This is a genomic window from Caldinitratiruptor microaerophilus, assembly GCF_025999835.1.
Lineage (GTDB): Bacteria > Bacillota > Sulfobacillia > Symbiobacteriales > ZC4RG38 > Caldinitratiruptor > Caldinitratiruptor microaerophilus.
On record NZ_AP025628.1, the window covers coordinates 557,357 to 575,578 of the forward strand.

At 72.0% G+C, this 18,222-nt stretch carries 17 protein-coding genes; all 17 read left to right on the forward strand.

The features are described from left to right. Positions 1-9: 9 nt before the first annotated feature. Positions 10-783, forward strand: coding sequence for an enoyl-CoA hydratase-related protein (locus caldi_RS02660; RefSeq protein WP_264843569.1), 774 nt, complete (start codon positions 10-12; stop codon positions 781-783). A gap of 42 nt (positions 784-825) precedes the next feature. Next, entirely contained in the window at positions 826-2,355 is a 1,530-nt protein-coding gene (locus tag caldi_RS02665; protein WP_264843570.1) for an acyl-CoA carboxylase subunit beta, read from the forward strand. Positions 2,356-2,501: 146 nt separating this feature from the next. After that, on the forward strand, positions 2,502-3,824 hold the full coding sequence (gene asnS / locus caldi_RS02670; RefSeq protein WP_264843571.1) for an asparagine--tRNA ligase: 1,323 nt from the start codon (positions 2,502-2,504) through the stop codon (positions 3,822-3,824). Positions 3,825-3,949: 125 nt separating this feature from the next. Then, the gene (locus caldi_RS02675) at positions 3,950-4,900 is read left to right on the forward strand and encodes a helix-turn-helix domain-containing protein (RefSeq protein WP_264843572.1); all 951 of its coding nucleotides are present in this window, start codon (positions 3,950-3,952) and stop codon (positions 4,898-4,900) included. 73 nt (positions 4,901-4,973) lie between these two features. Beyond that, on the forward strand, positions 4,974-6,239 hold the full coding sequence (locus caldi_RS02680) for a D-alanyl-D-alanine carboxypeptidase family protein (RefSeq protein ID WP_264843573.1): 1,266 nt from the start codon (positions 4,974-4,976) through the stop codon (positions 6,237-6,239). A 75-nt stretch (positions 6,240-6,314) separates the two neighbouring features. Continuing rightward, a complete protein-coding gene (locus caldi_RS02685) occupies positions 6,315-7,988 on the forward strand; it encodes a thiamine pyrophosphate-dependent enzyme (protein ID WP_264843574.1) in 1,674 nt (557 codons plus the stop codon). Positions 7,989-8,921: 933 nt separating this feature from the next. Continuing rightward, positions 8,922-9,272: an NADH-quinone oxidoreductase subunit A gene (locus caldi_RS02690; protein WP_264843575.1), complete on the forward strand. Its 351-nt coding sequence runs from the start codon at positions 8,922-8,924 to the stop codon at positions 9,270-9,272. Next, complete coding sequence (locus caldi_RS02695) at positions 9,263-9,751, forward strand: NADH-quinone oxidoreductase subunit B (protein ID WP_264843576.1); 489 nt, start codon at positions 9,263-9,265, stop codon at positions 9,749-9,751. Before caldi_RS02690 ends, caldi_RS02695 begins: the two co-directional genes overlap by 10 nt. Continuing rightward, positions 9,748-10,317: an NADH-quinone oxidoreductase subunit C gene (locus caldi_RS02700; protein WP_264843577.1), complete on the forward strand. Its 570-nt coding sequence runs from the start codon at positions 9,748-9,750 to the stop codon at positions 10,315-10,317. The genes caldi_RS02695 and caldi_RS02700 overlap by 4 nt, the downstream gene beginning before the upstream one ends. Continuing rightward, the gene (gene nuoD / locus caldi_RS02705; RefSeq protein WP_264843578.1) at positions 10,307-11,536 is read left to right on the forward strand and encodes an NADH dehydrogenase (quinone) subunit D; all 1,230 of its coding nucleotides are present in this window, start codon (positions 10,307-10,309) and stop codon (positions 11,534-11,536) included. The genes caldi_RS02700 and nuoD overlap by 11 nt, the downstream gene beginning before the upstream one ends. Next, positions 11,536-12,198: an NADH-quinone oxidoreductase subunit NuoE family protein gene (locus caldi_RS02710; RefSeq protein ID WP_264843579.1), complete on the forward strand. Its 663-nt coding sequence runs from the start codon at positions 11,536-11,538 to the stop codon at positions 12,196-12,198. Before nuoD ends, caldi_RS02710 begins: the two co-directional genes overlap by 1 nt. Further along, on the forward strand, positions 12,195-13,469 hold the full coding sequence (gene nuoF / locus caldi_RS02715) for an NADH-quinone oxidoreductase subunit NuoF (protein ID WP_264843580.1): 1,275 nt from the start codon (positions 12,195-12,197) through the stop codon (positions 13,467-13,469). Before caldi_RS02710 ends, nuoF begins: the two co-directional genes overlap by 4 nt. Next, positions 13,466-15,922, forward strand: coding sequence for an NADH-quinone oxidoreductase subunit NuoG (gene nuoG / locus caldi_RS02720; RefSeq protein WP_264843581.1), 2,457 nt, complete (start codon positions 13,466-13,468; stop codon positions 15,920-15,922). Before nuoF ends, nuoG begins: the two co-directional genes overlap by 4 nt. Then, the gene (nuoH, locus tag caldi_RS02725) at positions 15,922-16,875 is read left to right on the forward strand and encodes an NADH-quinone oxidoreductase subunit NuoH (protein WP_264844715.1); all 954 of its coding nucleotides are present in this window, start codon (positions 15,922-15,924) and stop codon (positions 16,873-16,875) included. Before nuoG ends, nuoH begins: the two co-directional genes overlap by 1 nt. Positions 16,876-16,888: 13 nt before the next feature. Next, entirely contained in the window at positions 16,889-17,377 is a 489-nt protein-coding gene (nuoI, locus tag caldi_RS02730; protein WP_264843582.1) for an NADH-quinone oxidoreductase subunit NuoI, read from the forward strand. Continuing rightward, positions 17,374-17,877 carry an NADH-quinone oxidoreductase subunit J family protein gene (locus caldi_RS02735; RefSeq protein WP_264843583.1) on the forward strand — a complete coding sequence of 168 codons (504 nt, stop codon included), beginning with the start codon at positions 17,374-17,376 and terminating at the stop codon, positions 17,875-17,877. Before nuoI ends, caldi_RS02735 begins: the two co-directional genes overlap by 4 nt. 34 nt (positions 17,878-17,911) lie before the next feature. Further along, the gene (gene nuoK / locus caldi_RS02740) at positions 17,912-18,214 is read left to right on the forward strand and encodes an NADH-quinone oxidoreductase subunit NuoK (protein ID WP_264843584.1); all 303 of its coding nucleotides are present in this window, start codon (positions 17,912-17,914) and stop codon (positions 18,212-18,214) included. Positions 18,215-18,222 lie beyond the last annotated feature (8 nt).

The window sequence follows — 18,222 nt, forward strand, 5'->3', positions numbered from 1 at the left end:
GGAGCCCCCGTGTCTGACGCCGTGCTCGTCCGGGCCGGCGGGCCCATCGCCGAGGTGATCCTCAACAACCCGGAGCGGCACAACGCCCTGAGCGCGCCGGTCGTCGAGGGCCTGCACCGGGCCGCCGCCCACCTGGCGCTGGCGCAGGACGTCCGGGTGGTGATCGTCCACGGCGGGGAGTCCCCGGCGTTCTGCTCCGGCGCCGACCTCAAGGAGCGCGCCGCCATGACCGACCCGGAGGTGTTCGCCACCGTTCACCGCCTCCGGGAAGCAGTGAACGCGTTCGAGCGGCTGCCCATGCCCGTGATCGCCGCCATCCACGGCGCCTGCTTCGGCGGCGGGCTGGAGCTGGCGCTGGCCTGCGACATCCGCATCGCCGCCGACGACGCCCGCCTGGGCCTCACCGAGCTGCAGTGGGCCGTCATCCCCGGGGCGGGCGGCACCCAGCGGCTGCCCCGGGTGGTCGGGGTCGCCCGGGCGAAGGAGATGATCTTCACCGCCGCCCGCCTGGACGCGGCGGAGGCGGAGCGCATTGGCCTGGTGAACCGGGTGGTGCCCAAGGGCCGGCTCCTGGAGGAGGCGCGGGCCCTCGCCGGCCGCATCGCCGAGATGGCGCCCCTGGCGGCGCGCCTCGCCAAGCGGGCGATAGGCGCCGGCCTCGAGCTCGGCGACGGCCTGGCCCACGAGTGGGAGGCCTACCAGGCCATCATCCCGACGGAGGACCGCCGGGAGGGACTCCGGGCCTTCGCGGAGAAGCGAAAGCCCGAGTACCGCGGGCGGTAGCCCCGGGGCCGGGACACCCTGCTGGACGAGAGAGGAGAGTCCATGAGCCTGGACGAGGAACTCAGGGCCCGCCGGGCCCGGATCGAGGCCGGCGGGGCGGAGAAGTACCACCGGGCCAACGCGGAGAAGGGGAAGCTCTTCGTCCGCGAGCGGCTGCGCCGGCTGCTGGACGGCGGCGAGTGGGTCGAGGACGGCCTCTTCGCGAACGCGCTGGCGGAGGACCTCCCCGCCGACGGCGTGGTGACCGGCCTCGGCAAGATCCACGGGCGGCCGGTGGCCTTCATGGCCAACGACTCCACGGTCAAGGCGGGGTCCTGGGGCGCCCGGACGGTCGAGAAGATCCTCCGCATCCAGGAGACCGCCGAGCGGCTGCAGATCCCGATGCTGTACCTGGTCGACTCCGCCGGCGCCCGCATCACCGACCAGGTCGAGATGTTCCCCGGCCGTCGCCACGCCGGCCGCATCTTCGCCAACGAGGTGCGGCTCTCCGGCGTGGTGCCGCAGATCTGCCTGCTCTTCGGCCCGTCGGCGGCAGGGGGCGCCTACATCCCCGCCTTTACGGACGTCGTGATCATGGTCGAGGGCAACGCCTCCATGTACCTCGGGTCGCCCCGCATGGCCGAGATGGTGATCGGCGAGAAGGTGACCCTGGAGGAGATGGGCGGGGCCCGCATGCACGCCACCGTCTCCGGGTGCGGCGACATCCTGGTGCAGACGGAGAACGAGGCCATTGCCCTGGCCCGGGCCTACCTGGCCTACATGCCGCAGAACTTCCGGGAGTCGCCCCCGGTCTACGCTGCGGCGCCGCCGGCGCCGGGGCGCGACCTGGCCGAGATCGTCCCGGAGAACCAGAACGTCCCCTTCGACATGTACCAGTTCATCGAGCGGCTGGTCGACGAGGGGTCCTTCTTCGAGATCAAGCGCCTCTTCGCGCCGGAGGTCATCGTCGGCTTCGCCCGCCTCGGCGGCCGGGTCATCGGCGTCGTGGCCAACCAGCCCCGGGTCAAGGGCGGGGTCCTCTTCGTGGACAGCGCCGACAAGGCCGCCCGCTTCATCTGGCTCTGCGACGCCTTCAACATCCCGCTGCTGTTCCTGGCCGACGTCCCCGGCTTCATGATCGGGTCGGCCGTCGAGCGGCAGGGCATCATTCGCCACGGGGCGAAGATGATCTTCGCCGTCGCCGAGGCGACGGTGCCCAAGATCAGCGTGATCGTGCGCAAGGCGTACGGCGCGGGGCTCTACGCGATGTCCGGCCCGGCCTACGACGCGGACTGCACCCTCGCCCTGCCGACCGCCTCGATCGCGGTCATGGGTCCGGAGGCGGCGGTGAACGCGGTCTACGCGAACAAGATCGCCGAGCTGCCGACGGAGGAGGAGCGCCGCCGCTTCGTGATGGAGAAGCGGGCGGAGTACCGGCGGGACATCGACATCTACCGGCTCGCCTCGGAGCTGATCGTCGACGAGATCGTGCCGTTCGATCGCCTGCGTGAAGAGCTGATCCGGCGGTTCGAGTTCTACTCGACCAAGCGGGCCCGTCCCGTCGAGCGCAAGCACGGCGTGCCGCCCGTGTAGCGCTCGTGCACCGGCCGCCCCCGGCGCGCCGCCGCGCGATGCGGCCGGCGCGCCCCCCGCGCGTGGTCGCCTGGGCGGGCGTGCACACGGGGTTCACCGGCAGGCCGGCGGCGGTGCCGGCGCAGCGAGAGGTTGGAGGCGAGGTCATGGCCGAGGTGCGGATCGAGGCGCTTGCCGCCCACGAGGGGCAGGAGGTCACCCTCCGTGGCTGGGTGTACAACTACCGCTCCAGCGGGAAGATCCAGTTCGTGATCCTCCGGGACGGGACCGGGCTCTGTCAGGTCGTGCTGGTGAAGGGGCAGGTGCCGGACGGCGTGTTCGAGTCGGCCCGCCGGCTCACCCAGGAGTCAGCGGTCGAGGTCACGGGGACCGTCCGGGCCGACGCCCGGGCGCCGGGCGGGTTCGAGCTGGCCGCCCGGGACCTGACCGTGATCCACCTGGCCGAGCAGGACTACCCCATCACGCTGAAGGAACACGGGGTGGAGTTCCTCCTGGACCACCGGCACCTGTGGCTCCGAACCCCGCGCCAGGTGGCGATCCTCCGCATCCGGCACGAGATCACGCGGGCGATCCGGGAGTTCCTCGACGGCCGCGGCTTCGTCTGCACGGAGTCTCCGATCCTCATGGGCACGGCGGCGGAGGGGACGACGACCCTCTTCCAGACCCAGTACGTGAGCGGTGAGCCCGCCTTCCTGAGCCAGTCCGGCCAGCTCTACGTGGAGGCGACGGCCGCCGCCCTGGGCAAGGTGTACACCTTCGGCCCGACCTTCCGGGCGGAGAAGTCGAAGACCCGGCGCCACCTGATCGAGTTCTGGATGGTGGAGCCGGAGATGGCCTTCTGCACGCACGAAGAGAACATGAAGCTGCAGGAGGAACTGGTCACGCACGTCGTCGAGTCCGTGCTTCGGAACCGGCAGCGGGAACTGGAGACGATCGGCCGGGACCTGGAGCCGCTCAAGCGGGTGCAGCCGCCCTTCTACCGCCTCACTTACGAGGAGGCGCTGGAGGTGCTGCGGGAGGAGCATGCCCGCACGCCTGACGCGGAGTGGGAGCCCGTCCCGTGGGGCGAGGACTTCGGTGCGCCGCACGAGGCCACGCTCAGCCGGCGCTTCGACCGGCCCGTGTTCATCGAGCGGTACCCGGCCAAGGTCAAGGCCTTCTACATGCAGCCCGACCCCGACCGGCCGGAACTCGTGCTCAACGACGACCTGCTCGCCCCGGAGGGGTACGGGGAGATCATCGGGGGCAGCCAGCGCATCCACGACCTCGAGGTGCTGAAGCAGCGGATCCGGGAGCACAACCTGCCGGAGGACGCGTACCAGTGGTACATCGACCTGCGCCGTTTCGGCTCGGTGCCGCACTCCGGGTTCGGCCTGGGCATCGAGCGCCTGGTGGCCTGGATCTGCGGTCTGGAGCACGTGCGGGAGACCATCCCGTTTCCGCGCCTTCTCAACCGTCTATATCCATAGTGGCATCCGGGCGCGCCACCGGCCCGGATCCGGCGCCGTGCAGGAGGTCCGTGACAGGGCGGAGAATATCCAGAACCGGCAAATATTGAAGGAAAAGCCCGGACCGGGGGGGAGGAGGCAGGCCCTTGACCGCGGGACTCGGGGAGATCGGCCGGCGCCTGCGGGAGGCGCGCCAGGCAAGGGGCATCAGTCTCGCCGAGGTCGAGGAGCAGACGAAGATCCGCAAGCGGTACCTCGAAGCCATCGAAGCGGGCGCGGACACGATCCTCCCGGGCGAGGTCTACATCAAGGGGTTCATCCGCACGTACGGGAACTTTCTCGGCCTCGACGGCGCGGCGCTCGTCGAAGAGTACAAGCGTCTCGTCGCGGCCGAGCGCCAGTCCCAGAAGACGGGCGAGGGACGCCCCCGGGAGGACGCCGAGGAGACCGGGACCTCCCTGACGCCGTGGGCGGCAGGCGCGCCGCAGCCGGCGGCCCGTGGGGCGCGCCCGCGCGCGCCGGTCCGGTCGGGGGCAGCCCGGGCTACCCGGCCCCGCGCGGGGGCCCGGCGGGGGGGCCGCGCGGCCTTCGGGCGGTGGCTGGTCGGGCTCCTCGTGGCTGCCGCCGGGCTTGTCCTCCTGTGGCTGCTGTACGTGCCGCCCGCACCGCCCCCCGTCGCGCCGGGGCCGCCCGCGGTGCCGGGGCCGGCTGCCGGTGGTCCCGCGCCGGCCGCACCGTCCCCGGAACCGGCGACCCCGCCCCCGGTCACCCCGCCACCCCCGCCGGAGCCGGAGGTCCGGGTCGAGCGGGGCGAGCGCGGGCCGGGCGGGGTGATCCCCTTCACCGTCAGCCCGGGCCCCGTCGAGCTCGAGCTGGCTGCCCGGGACCGGTCGTGGGTCTCCGTCGTGGCCGACGGCCAGGGGGTGTTCGAGGGCATGCTCTCGGCCGGGGACACCCGGCGCTTCACGGCCAGCGAGAGGATCGACCTGGTGATCGGGTGGCTCGACCCCGTCGACGTGACGGTCAACGGCAAGGCCTTCGGCCCCCTCGGCACGGGGGGCCCGGCCCGGGTACGGATCGCCGTGGCGGGCCGCTGAACGGGCGTACCACCCCCGCCCCCGGCATAGCGGCCGGGGGCGGCCTCGTACATGTTGCCGGGGGGTGGTGCCCTTGCCGGCGAGGCGGCGCGGGGCGGCAGTCGGGGGGTGGGTCGCCCTCGGCCTCGCCTGGCTCTTCGCGCTGCGCCCGGGGCCGGCGCCGGAGATCCCCGCAGGCGTGCACGGTCTGCCGCCGTGGGCGGAGGTCGGCAGCGCCACGGGCGCGCGGGCCGGCGCCGGGGAGCCGGCGCCGGTGCCGCCTCCGCCCCGGTTGACGGCGGCGGCCGCGATCCTGATGGACTGGGAGACGGGGCAGGTCCTCTACGAGAAGAACGCGACGCAGAAGCGGCCGCCGGCGAGCACGACGAAGGTGCTGACGGCGATCCTCGCCCTGGAGCGGGCGCGGCTCGACGACGTGGTGACGATCTCGAGCCGGGCCGCCCGGGTCCCGGGGTCGAGCATGTACGTCCGCGCGGGCGAAACATATACCCTTCAGGAGCTCCTGTACGGCCTCCTCCTGCACTCGGGCAACGACGCGGCGGTGGCGATCGCCGAGCACGTGGCCGGGTCGGTGGAGGCCTTCGCGCAGCTGATGAACGAGAAGGCGCGGGCGATCGGCGCACGTTCGAGCCACTTCCTGAACCCGCACGGCCTGCACCAGCCGGGCCACTACAGCACCGCCTACGACCTGGCCCTCATCACCCGGTACGCCCTGGAGAACCCGGTCTTCGCCGAGATCGTGCGGCAGCGCCATGCGGAGATCCTGGTGGGAGAGGAGACGCGCGCCCTCCGCAACACGAACCGGCTGCTGTGGATGTACGAGGGGGCCGACGGCGTCAAGACGGGCACCACGAGCGCTGCCGGGGCGTGCCTCATCGCCTCGGCGACCCAGTCCGATCCGGACAGCTTCCTGCCGCAGAAGCTCGTGACCGTCGTCCTCGACGCGGACGGCCGCTGGCGGGACTCGATCCGCCTCCTGGAGTGGGGGTTCACGAACTTCCGGCTCGCCCGGGTGGCCCGGGCGGGGGAGGTGATCGGCTACCTGCCGGTGGCGGGCGGGCTCGACCCCTGGGTCCCGATCGTGCCGCGGCGCGACCTGGCGGCGGCCGTGCCCAGGGCCGAGCGCGGCCGTCTCAGCGTCCGGGTCGACCTCCCGCCCCGGATCCGCGCCCCCGTGGCCGCCGGCCAGGTGCTCGGCCGGGCGACGGTCCTCCCGCCGGGCCCGAGCGCGGGGCGTCCGGTGGACCTCGTGGCGGGGCAGCCGGTGGGCCGGGCCACGTGGGCCACGTACCTGGCCAGGGCCCTCCTGCCGTGGCTCCGGTGGTCGGCGGCGCGCTAGCGCGAGTCCGAGCGCGCATGGAGCGCCACGCGCGGGCGCAGCCTACCCGCGACGACGCGCATGGGGGGCTGGCACATGAACGGCGCGGAGTTTCTCGTCAACTGCTTGAAGAACGAGGGCGTGGACACCGCCTTCGGCGTTCCCGGCGAGGAGATGCTCGACTGCCTGCAGGCGATGGGCCGCGGCGGCATCCGGCCGATCGCGACCCACTCCGCGGCGTCGGCGGTGTGGGCCGCCGCGGGCTACGGGAGCATCACCCGCCGGCCGGGGGTCGCCTTCGGCGCGCCGGGGCCGGCCGCCCTGCAGATGGCGCCCGCCCTGGCTTCCTGCACCCGGGACGGCTACCCCGTCGTGGCGATCATCGGCACCACCCGGCGGGACCGCCACCTCTCGACCGACCGGGGGCACCTGGACCTCACGGGCGCGCTCGCCCCGTACTGCAAGCACGTGGCCGGCGTCGCCAGCGGGCCCGTGATCCGGGACGAGGTGCGGGAGGCGTTCCGCCAGGCTTACCGGGACAAGGCGGGGGCGGTGGCGCTGGTGCTGCCGGAGGACATCGCCGCGGCGCCGGTGGACGAATCCCTGCAGCCCGTGACGCGGTACCGCCAGGGGAGGCCCTTCCCCGAGCCGGAGGCGGTGGAGGAGGCGGCCCGGCACCTGGACGGCGCCGAGCGGCCGGTGATCATCGCCGGGCAGGGCGTGGCGCGCAGCGGCGCCCACGAGGAACTGATGGCCCTGGCCGAGAAGGCGGGGATCCCGGTGGTGGCCACGTTCGCCGGCAAGGCGGCCATCGCCTTCGACCACCCGATGCTCGCGGCGTACGCCGGGCTCCAGGTGGACGACCACCCGGACAGCCTCCTGCACCGGGCCGACGTGGTCCTCTGCGCCGGCTACGAGCCCGCCGAGTGGGACCCGCAGCGCTGGAACCCGCACCTGACGCTTCGGGTCATCCACGTGGGCGAGGCGCCGGCGCACGTGCAGGTGCACTACAACCCGGTGGTCGAGATCGTCGGCGACCTGAACGCCGCCCTCAGCCGGCTGACCTCGCTTCTGGAGCCCCGGGTCCGGCCCGGCTGGGCGGGGCCGGACGGCATCGCCGGTCAGGTCAAGCGGGGGCTCGAGGACGAGATGGAGCGCCTGCGGCGCGACCACTCGTTCCCGATCGAGCCGGGCCGCCTGGTGCTGGAACTGGCACAGGCGATGCGCCGGAGCGACCTCCTGGCCGTCGACGTGGGGGCACACGCCGCCTGGGCGGGGCGCCTCTTCCCCGTCCGCCACCCCGGCACCTACTGGACATCCGGGGTCTTCAAGGCGGTGGGGTTCGCCGTCCCGTTCGCCCTCGGCCTGGCGCTGGCGATGGCCCGGGGCGAGGGCAACCGGGTCGTCGCCCTGTGCGGCGACGGCGGCTTCCTCCGCCACGGTACGGAGGTGCAGACGGCGGCCCGGCTGGGGCTGCCGCTCGTGGTGGTCGTGGCACACGACGCGCGGTACGGCCTCACGGACCAGCAGGCCGTGAACGCCGGTGCCGGACCGTGGGCCACCCGGTTCGGGCCCTTCGAGCCCGGCCAGGTGGCGCGCATGGCGCAGGCGCTGGGGGCCCTGGGGATCGAGGTCCACGATTCGGACCACCTGCCCCGGGCCCTGCGGGAGGCGCTCGATTCCGATCGGGCCGCCGTCGTGGCGGTGCCGGTGGACCCGCACGCGCACCAGAAACTCGGCCGCCTGGAGACGGTGCGCGCGCGGGTGTAACCCGGGGCGATCGCCGTGGCCCGGACGGGCGGAGGGGGCGCCGTGTGCTTCGCCCCCTCCGGCCCCGGCACGGATCCCCGGGGGCGATGGTGCCCCGGGGCCGTCCGGCCCTGCGGAGCGGGCCGGCAGCCGGGGCCGTGGCGCTGCCGCCGTTCCCGGTGGCCCGGGACGTGTGCCGTTCTGCGGTGCATGACGGTGTTCCGCCGGGTGGCCCGACAGGCAATCGGTGCGCGTCGAGAGGCGAGGTTGTGTAGCACCGATTGCCTGACCACCCCCGTCCGCCCCGCCGGGAGCGCCGGCCAGGGGCGTGAGGTCGACCGGAATCGATCCTTATGTCGACAACTCCGGGCCACCAACTCTCCGACCGGGCCGTCATGTCAAGTGCAGTCCGCCGGTGAGGCAAGAAATGCGACTCTACGGTCCCGGTCAACTGTCACCGATTGCCTCTCTGAGGGAATATTTCCCAGATACAACACCCAGAGCCATGTACGCCAGTTGGAGGGTGCTGGCCGTGTGCAGCAGGTCCCGTGGCAGACGGTGCCGGTCCCCGCGTCTGGCGGGCGGCGGTGACCGCGGGAGCCGTGGACCACGTGGCAACGCCGAGGTGCCGGAAGCGGGTATAGAGGCGTTTCACACGGACGGACGGCCCAGCGAACGGGAGACTCTGGACGCGCGCCCGCCGCTGTGGCAATCTGAGAGGTGTACGCCGCCGAGATTTGCACTTCTTCGGGGTGGCATATCGGGGAGCCGCTTGCTATACTGTGTATGAGTAATTCGCATGAACCTTATTCCGCCTGAGAATCCGCAGGTTTTCTGCGCGCCAGTTCGTGAGAGTTGTAACAAAATAGGCGGTCGCTTCCAGTTCCGTGCTCCCGGGCCCTCGAAGCGGGCCCTTCCCGTTGATCCCCGCCCACCCAAAGGAGGCCACCTGCCGTGCACCCGTACCTGCCGCTCCTCGTTTATGGGGTTTTGGCGGTGGCCGTGCCCCTGGTCATCTCGTGGCTGTTCCACCGGGTCGCCCCGAGACGGCCGGAGCCGGCCAAGTACCTCCCGTACGAGTCCGGTCACCCCACGGCGCCGCTTCTGGGGCGCATCCCGGTCAAGTTCTACCTGGTGGCGATGCTGTTCGTCATCTTCGACGTCGAGGCCGCCTCCTTCTACCCCTGGGCCGTGAACCTGCGGGACCTGGGGGCTTTCGGCTTGTGGGAGATGCTGGCCTTCCTCGTGGTGCTGGCGGTGGGTTACGCCTACGTGTGGAAGAAGGGGGGATTCTCGTGGCGGTGACCGGCCTCGAGCAGGACCAGTTCCTGGTCACCACGGTCGACCAGTTCGTGCGCTGGGCGCAGAAGTCGAGCATCTGGCCGCTGACGTTCGGTCTGGCGTGCTGCGCCATCGAGATGATGGCCCTGGTCACGCCCCGTTACGATATGGCGCGGTTCGGCGCGGAGGTGTTCCGGGCATCGCCCCGGCAGGCCGACCTGATGATCGTCTCCGGCCGCCTGTCGAACAAGATGGTGCCGGTCATCAAGCAGATCTACCAGCAGATGCCGGAGCCCAAGTGGGTCGTCGCCATGGGCGCCTGTGCGAGCTCGGGCGGGATCTTCGACAACTACGCCATCGTCCAGGGGGTCGACCAGGTGATCCCCGTCGACGTGTACGTGCCCGGCTGCCCGCCCACCCCCGACGCGGTGATGGACGCGGTGCTGAAGCTGCAGAAGGGGATCATCGAGGGCCGGGTGAAGGGTGGGGTGATGGCCGGATGACCACCGCCGCACCCGGCCCCGCCGCGCTGGAACACGTACGCACCACCATCGTGCCCGAACTGCTCGCCGCCTTCCCCGGTGTCGCCGAGGAGCTGCCGACGCCCTTCGAGATCCCCCAGGTCCGGGTGAGCCCGGAGGCGATCCGGGGCGTCGCCGAGTGGCTGAAGGCCCGGGGCTTCAACATGCTCCTGGACCTGGGCGGTGTGGACTACCACCCGCACCGGCAGGGAGAGGACCGCTTCGAGGTCGTGTACCACTTCTTCGCCCTGCCGCAGCTCTGGAAGCTGCGGGTCCGGGTGCCGGTCGGGGGGCAGAAGCCCGAGGTGCCGAGCCTCTCCGACCTGTGGCCCAACGCCAACCCGGCGGAGCGGGAGGTGTGGGATCAGTTCGGGATCCGGTTCCGGGGCCACCCGAATCTGACCCGCATCCTGAACCCGGACGACTGGGAGGGGCACCCGCTCCGCAAGGACTACCCGCTGCGCGGCCCCCGGGCCATGGGGCCCTATCTCCCTGCCGACCTGAACCGATTCCACCCCTTCAAGGACGAACCACCGGATGAGGGGTGACGAACTCGCCATGAGCACGCTCGACCGGGAGGACGTCGAGGTCCTGGACGAGAAGCAGGACCGGATGACGATCTCCGTCGGCCCCCACCACCCGTCGACCCACGGCGTGCTCCGCCTCGTGCTCGAGCTCGAGGGCGAGACCATCGTCAAGGCCCAGCCCGAGCACGGGTTCCTGCACACCGGGATCGAGAAGAGCGCCGAGAACCTGACCTGGACCCAGGCCATCACGGTACTCGACCGGATGGACTACCTGTCGCCCCTTTCGAACAACCTCGGCTACGTCCTGGCGGTGGAGAAGCTCCTTGGCGTGGAGGTGCCGCCCAAGGCCGTCTGGGCCCGGGTGCTCCTCACCGAGCTCCAGCGCATCGCCAGCCACCTGGTGTTCCTGGGCACCGGCGGGCTGGACGTGGGGGCGCAGTCGCCGTACTTCTACGCCTTCGACATGCGCGAGGGAATCCTCGACATCTTCGAGGAGACCACGGGCGCCCGCATGAACCCGTCGTACTTCCGGGTCGGCGGGCTGGCGAAGGATCTGCCGGAGCACTTCGACCGCATCGTCCGGGACTACCTGAAGAAGTTCCCGGGCCGCCTGCAGGAGCTGAAGGACCTCCTGGAGGAGAACCCGATCTTCCTGGACCGCACGAAGGGCATCGGGGTGCTGACGGCCGAGCAGGCCATCGCCCTGGGCCTCACCGGCCCGAACCTGCGGGCCAGCGGGGTCGCCTACGACGTGCGCAAGGCCTTCCCCTACTGCGGCTACGAGAACTTCCAGTTCGACGTGCCCGTAGGGAAGAACGGCGACGCTTACGACCGCTTCGTCCTCCGCATCCGGGAGATCGAGGAGTCGTACAAGATCGTCCAGCAGGCCCTCGACGGCATGCCGGAGGGCCCGCACATGACCTCGAACCGCAAGGTGGCCCTGCCGCCGAAGGAAGAGGTCCGGCATTCGATGGAAGCGCTCATCCACCACTTCAAGCTGGTCTCCGAGGGCTTCAAGGTGCCGGCCGGCGAGGTGTACCAGGCCATCGAGTCGCCGCGGGGGGAGTTCGCGGTCTACGTGGTGTCCGATGGCGGCAACAAGCCCTGGCGGGTCCGGGTCCGTCCCCCGAGCTTCTACGCCGTCCACGCCCTGCCCACGATGCTCCAGGGCGCCATGCTCGCGGACATGGTCATGATCATCGCCGCAGCCGATCCGGTCTTCGGGGAGGTGGACCGCTGATGCCCGTGTTCGAGGCCCCGGCCTGGGTGAAGGAGCGGGATGCGGAGATCCGCGAGATCCTCTCGCGCTACCCCGACAGCCGGTCGGCCCTCATGCCGCTCCTGCACCTGGCCCAGGAGGAGCGGGGCTACATCAGCCAGGAGGACATCGAGGCCGTGGCCGGGATCCTGAACCTCACCCCGGCCTACGTGGAGTCCGTCTGCTCCTTCTACTCCCTGTACCACCGCCACCCGGTGGGCAAGTACGTGCTGCTCGTGTGCAACAACGTCTCCTGCGCCCTGCGGGGCAGCGGCCGCATCGCCGAGCTCCTGAAGCAGAAGCTCGGGGTCGAGAGCGGCGGCACCACCCCGGACGGGCTCATCACGCTCGAGGTCACCCACGAGTGCCTCGCGAACTGCGACGCGGCGCCCGTGCTCACCGTCAACGGCGAGTACGTGGTGAAGCTCGACGAGAAGAAGATCGACGGGCTCCTGGCCGACCTGCGGGCCGGCAGGGGTCCCGACGCCTGGATCGAGCGCAGGCCCGAGACGGGCTACTTCGCCGAGCCGGAGGCCGCACCGCCCGGCTACTGGGGCAAGCCCGGCCGGGCCGAGGCCGAGGTCGCGGCCGCCGGCGAAGGCGAGCCCGCCCGCGAGGGCGGGGCCGGGGAGGGACAGGCATGAGCTTCGAGCCGGTCCTCACCCGGGGCATCGGACAGCTCGACCTCAACGACATCGAGGTGTACGAGAAGCAGGGCGGCTACCAGGCGCTGCGCAAGGCCCTGAAGATGACCCCGGACGAGGTGACCGCCGAGGTCACGAAGTCGAACCTGCGGGGCCGCGGCGGCGCGGGCTTCCCCACCGGCCGCAAGTGGGGGTTCCTGCCCAAGGACGGCCGGCCCCGCTACCTCGTCTGCAACGCGGACGAGTCCGAGCCCGGCACCGCCAACAACCGCATCCTCCTCCAGTGGCACCCGCACCAGCTCATCGAGGGGATCCTGATCTCCGCCTACGCCATCGGGGCGGCGAAGAGCTTCATCTACATCCGCGGCGAGTTCTACCGCGGCTACCGGGCCCTCGTGGAGGCGCTCGCCCAGGCCCGGGCGAAGGGGTACGTGGGCGAGCGGATCCTGGGCACCGACTTCAGCCAGGAGATCGTGGTGCACCGGGGCGCCGGCGCGTACATCTGCGGCGAGGAGTCGGCCCTCTTGAACTCCCTCGAGGGGAAGCGGGGCGAGCCCCGGGTCAAGCCCCCGTTCCCGGCCGTGGTCGGCCTGTACGGAATGCCTACCATCATCAACAATGTCGAGACCCTCTCCTGCGTCCCGCACATCATCGAGCGGGGGGCGGACTGGTTCCTGTCGATCGGCCCGGCGGGCAGCCCGGGGCCGAAGATCTTCACGGTGAGCGGCCTCGTGCGCCGGCCCGGCAACTACGAGCTGCCGATGGGCGTGCCCCTCCGGGAGCTCCTCTTCGAGCACGCCGGCGGCATGCTGCCGGGGCGCAAGTTCAAGGCCGTCCAGCCCGGCGGCGGCTCCACCCCGCTCCTGGTGGAGCAGCACCTGGACACGCCGATGGACTTCGACTCCGTGCGCCAGGCCGGGTCGATGCTCGGCACCGCCGGCGTGATGGTCTACGATGACACCGTGAGCATGGCCACCGTCGCCGCCTACCTGGCCCGCTTCTACGCGAACGAGTCCTGCGGCCAGTGCACCCCCTGCCGGGAGGGCACCCGCTGGATGAACGTGATCGTGGACCGCATCGAGGCGGGCGGCGGGCGGCCGGAGGACCTGGACGTCCTCCGCAGCTTCGGCTTCAGCATGATGGGCACCACGATCTGCCCCTTCAGCGACGCCTCTCAGGGCTTCATCCAGTCGGCCCTCAAGTACTTCCCGGAGGACTTCACGGCCCGCATGTCCGTGGCCGCCGGCCGGGAGGAGGTGCGAACCGCGTGAGCCAGGAACGGGTCACCGTCACCATCGACGGGCGCACCGTCCAGGTCCCGAAGGGCACGCTCATCATCCACGCGGCCAGGCAGGCGGGCGTCGAGATCCCCTTCTTCTGCTACCACCCGCAGATGGAGCCGGCCGGCGTCTGCCGCATGTGCCTGGTGCAGGTCGAGAAGATGCCCAAGCCCGTCACCGCCTGCAACACGCCGGTGGCGGACGGGATGGTCGTGTACACGCAGAACGACAACGTGAAGGGCTACCAGGAGGGCGTGCTGGAGTTCCTGCTGCTGCACCACCCGCTCGACTGCCCGGTCTGCGACAAGGGCGGCGAGTGCCAGCTCCAGGACCTGACCTTCGCCTACGGCAAGGGCACCAGCCGCCTGCTGGACCCCAAGCAGCACAAGCCCAAGGCCGTGAACCTGGGGCCGTTCATCGTCCTCGACGAGGAGCGCTGCATCCTCTGCCGGCGCTGCGTCCGCTACGATGACGAGATCGCGGTGGAGAACCAGCTGGTCATCGAGGAGCGGGGCCACGACAACCTCATCACGACCGCGGCGGGGCTGCCGTACGAGCACCCCTTCACGGGCAACGTGATCGACATGTGCCCGGTGGGCGCGCTCACGAGCGACCTCTACCGGTTCAAGTCCCGGCCGTGGGACCTCTCCAAGGTGGAGAGCGTCTGCACGGGCTGCTCGCTGGCGTGCCGGGTGCGCCTCGACTTCCGCCACGGGCGGCTCCTGCGGGTCGTCACGGTGGACGCGACGAACGAGGGCCAGTGGATCTGCGACCGCGGCCGCTTTGGCTACCAGTACGTGCACTCCGGCGAGCGCGTCACCCAGCCGCTCGTGCGCCGGGACGGCCGGCTCGTGCCCGTCACCTGGGGCGAGGCCCTGGCCGAGGCGGCCCGTCGCCTGGGCGAGATCCAGGCGGCCCACGGCGCCGGGGCCATCGGCTTCATCGGCGGCGGCCGGCTCACCATCGAGGAGGCCTACCTGCTGCAGAAGTTCGCCCGGGCCGTGGTCGGCACGAACAACGTCGACCACCGGGTCACGGGCCAGGTCACGGCCGGGCTCGCCGCCTTCCCGGGCCGCCTCGCCGACCTCAGGGACGCGGACGTGTACCTCCTGGTCGATGTCCTCCCGGCCGAGAAGGCCCCGGTGATGGACCTGCCGATCCGCCAGGCGCTCCGCCGCCGGCGGGCGCGGCTCGTCTCGATCGGCCCCGCCACCCCGAAGTACCGGTACCGCCACGGGCGCATCGCGGTGCGGCCGGGGCAGACGGCCGCCGTGCTGGAGGCGCTGGCCCGGGCGGTCCGTGGCCAGGTGCCCGCCGGCGTGCCCGAGGGCGTGGCGCCGGAGGCCGTGGAGGAGACGGCGAAGCTCCTGACGGGTGCCCGCAAGATCGCCGCCGTATGGGGCGGCGAGGGCGCCGCGGCCGGCAAGGCCCTGCTGGGGCTCCTGCAGGCCCTGCACAGCCCCAAGGACGGGCGCACGGTCCACCTCCTGATCCCGGGCGAGCAGAACCAGAGCAGGGCCGCGGCCGCCGCCGGCGTCCTGCCCGGCTACCTGCCGGGCTTCCGCTCCGTGCAGGCCGGCCCGACCCGCGACGCCGTCCAGCGCCTGTGGGGCCGTCCGGTGCCGCAGGCCGCCGGCCTCGACACCGGCGCCATGCTGGCTGCCGCCGCCCGGGGCGAGCTGAAGGCGCTCTACCTCGTGGGCGCCAACCCCGCCCTCACCTGGCCTGACGGCCGCCTGGCCCGCGAGGCGCTGGAGCGGGCGGACCTGGTGATCGTGCACGAGCTCTTCCTGACCGAGACCGCCCGGATGGCGCACATCGTCTTCCCGGCCGCGCCCTTCACGGCGAAGGCCGGCCACTACGCCGCCCTCGACGGGGAGGTGCGCCCCCAGGCGCCCGCCGCCCAGCAGGCCGGCGGGCAGGCGCAGCCGGACGGCGCCATCCTCGCGGCGCTGGCCCGGGAGATGGGCGTGGCCTTCAAGGCGGGCCCGCGGGAGGTGGCCGCCGAGCTCGAGCAGCTCCTGGGCGGCATCCGGCCCGGGGCGGTGCTGCCCGGCGCGCCGGCGGAGATCCTCGACCGGCCCTTCTACGAGGCGCCGGAGGCCGGCGCCGGGGAGGCCGGCCACACCCTCGCCGTGGTTCCCGTCGACCGCCTCTTCGCCGGGGGCGGGACCGTCGCCTTCGACGAGGGGGTGGCCCGGGTCGCCAACCGGGCGCAGGCGCTCCTGCACCCGGACGACCTGGCCCGCCTCGGCCTGGCCGAGGGCGCCCCGGTGCGGCTGGAGGCCGGCGGCGAGGCGATCGAGCTCACCGCGGTGGCCGACGACCGGGTGATCCCCGGCACGGTCCAGGTGCCGCGCCACCTGCCCGAGGCGCCCGTGAACCGCCTCGGCCCGGGTGCCCGGGTCACCGTCAGCCGGGCGGCCGTGGAGGTGACGGCGTGATGGCGGCGGCGCTGGCGTGGATCGCCCTCAAGTCGCTGATCCTGATCCTCGTCCTCCTGGGCGGCTTCGCGTACATCATGGTGTTCGAGCGAAAGCTCCTGGGCTGGATGCAGTACCGGCTGGGGCCCAACCGGGTGGGACCGTGGGGGCTCCTGCAGCCCATCGCCGACGGCGTGAAGATGTTCTTCAAGGAAGACCTCATGCCCCGGGACGCCGACCCGATCGTGTTCCACACGGCCCCGATGATCGCCCTGGCCGTGGCGCTCCTGGCCTACGCGCTGATCCCGGTGGCGCCGGGGTGGGCGATCGCCTCTCCCGACGCCGGCATGCTCACCCTCCTGGCCATCACGAGCCTGGGGGTGTACGGCATCGCCCTGGGGGGCTGGGCGTCCCAGTCGAAGTACGCCCTCCTGGGGTCGCTGCGGTCGACCGCCCAGATGGTCTCCTACGAGCTGGCCATGGGCATGGCGGCCCTCAGCGTGATGGTGGTGGCCGGGTCGGTGCGGTTCGCGGACATCGTCGACGCCCAGGCGGGGCTGTGGAACATCGTCCGGATGCCGGTCGCCTTCCTCGTCTTCTTCATCGCCATGTTCGCCGAGACGAACCGCACGCCGTTCGACCTGCCCGAGGCCGAGGCGGAGCTGGTCTCCGGCTACAACACCGAGTACAGCGGCATGCGCTTCGCCATGTTCTACATGGCCGAGTACGTCAACATGATCACGGCCGCCAGCCTCATCACGCTCCTCTTCCTTGGCGGCTGGCGGGGCCCGTGGCTGCCCCCGGTCGTGTGGTTCCTGCTCAAGGTGGTCTTCCTCCTCTTCGTCTTCATCTGGGTGCGGGCGACCCTGCCCCGCCTGCGCTACGACCGGTTGATGCACTTCGGCTGGAAGGTGCTCCTGCCGGCTTCCGCCGCCAACCTGGTGGCTTACGCCGCCTGGGTGGCCCTGAGGTGAGGGGGTGGAGGGCGTGCTGAAGGCGATCGCCAAGGGCCTGGGCACGACGCTCAGGGTCCTGTTCAAGCCGCCGAGCACGTACGAGTACCCGGAGAAGAAGAAGCCCCGCGCGGCCCGCTTCCGCGGCCGGCACGAGCTGCGGATCTACGAGAACGGGCTGGAGATGTGCGTCGGGTGCGAACTGTGCCAGGTGGCCTGCCCGGCCAACGCCATCACGGTGGTGGCGGCGGAGAACGACCCGGCCGCCCCGCACAGCCCGGGCGAGCGGTACGGGTACAAGTACCAGGTGGACCTCCTCCGCTGCATCTTCTGCGGCCTGTGCGAGGAGGCGTGCCCGACCGACTGCCTGCACCTGACCCAGGAGTTCGAGCTGGCGGCGTTCACCCGGGAAGCCGAGGTCTACCAGAAGGACCGGCTGCTGGCCAGAAGGCCCTCCGGCTACCGGGTGCCGGAGAACGTCTACCCGCCCTACACGGGCCGGAAGGCGGCGGTACACGCATGATGGCGGTGTTCGTCGTGGCGGCGCTGGTGGCGCTGGCGGGCGCGGTGGGAGTGCTGCGGGCCCGCCAGCCGGTCCACAGCGTCCTCGCCCTCATCCTCAGCTTCGGCGCCCTGGCGGTGCTGTACCTCAGCCTGGCCGGCGAGTTCATGGCCGTGGTCCAGCTCATCATCTACGCCGGCGCGATCATGGTCCTGTTCCTGTTCGTCATCGGGCTCCTGACCGCCCGGCTCGACCCCGCCGAGAAGGGCCCCGAGCCGCTCCGGGGGCAGGTGCCGGCGGCCGCGGCGGCCATGGCCGTGCTGGGCCTCCTCCTGGCGGGCGCCGGCCTGCGGGCGGCGTACGCCCCGGCCGACCCCGCGCCGGCGGCGGGCTTCGGCGGGGTCCGGGCGTTCGGCCACGAGCTCCTGGTCACCCACGTGTTTCCGTTCGAGCTGACGGCGTTCGTACTGATGGTCGCCGTCGTGGGCGTCCTCATCCTGGTCGGCCGGCGGCACGCGTAGCCGCCGGGGGCCGGCCCGAGGAGGCAGTCACGTCATGGTTCCCATCTCGGCCTACGTGGCCCTGGCGTCCGTCCTCTTCATCCTGGGCGGGGCCGGGGTGCTCCTGCGGCGGAGCCCGCTCGTGACCCTCATGTCGATCGAGCTCATGTGGAACAGCGCCAACCTGCTCCTCGTGGCGTTCTCGCGGCAGTTCGGGTCCCACGACGGCCAGGTCTTCGCCTTCCTCGTCATGGTGGTGGCGGCGGCCGAGGTGGCCATCGGCCTGGCGCTGGTGGTGCTGGTGTTCCGGCGCCGCGAGCGGGTCGACCTCGACGATGTCCACACCCTGTCCGGCTAGCCGCTGCC

Coding starts and splice junctions, on each gene's coding strand:
- caldi_RS02665 (WP_264843570.1), top strand. CDS start 826: ATGAGCCTGGACGAGGAACTCAGGGCCCGCCGGGCCCGGATCGAGGCC.
- asnS (WP_264843571.1), top strand. CDS start 2,502: ATGGCCGAGGTGCGGATCGAGGCGCTTGCCGCCCACGAGGGGCAGGAG.
- caldi_RS02685 (WP_264843574.1), top strand. CDS start 6,315: ATGAACGGCGCGGAGTTTCTCGTCAACTGCTTGAAGAACGAGGGCGTG.
- caldi_RS02700 (WP_264843577.1), top strand. CDS start 9,748: ATGACCACCGCCGCACCCGGCCCCGCCGCGCTGGAACACGTACGCACC.
- nuoD (WP_264843578.1), top strand. CDS start 10,307: ATGAGGGGTGACGAACTCGCCATGAGCACGCTCGACCGGGAGGACGTC.
- caldi_RS02710 (WP_264843579.1), top strand. CDS start 11,536: ATGCCCGTGTTCGAGGCCCCGGCCTGGGTGAAGGAGCGGGATGCGGAG.
- nuoF (WP_264843580.1), top strand. CDS start 12,195: ATGAGCTTCGAGCCGGTCCTCACCCGGGGCATCGGACAGCTCGACCTC.
- nuoH (WP_264844715.1), top strand. CDS start 15,922: ATGGCGGCGGCGCTGGCGTGGATCGCCCTCAAGTCGCTGATCCTGATC.
- caldi_RS02735 (WP_264843583.1), top strand. CDS start 17,374: ATGATGGCGGTGTTCGTCGTGGCGGCGCTGGTGGCGCTGGCGGGCGCG.
- nuoK (WP_264843584.1), top strand. CDS start 17,912: ATGGTTCCCATCTCGGCCTACGTGGCCCTGGCGTCCGTCCTCTTCATC.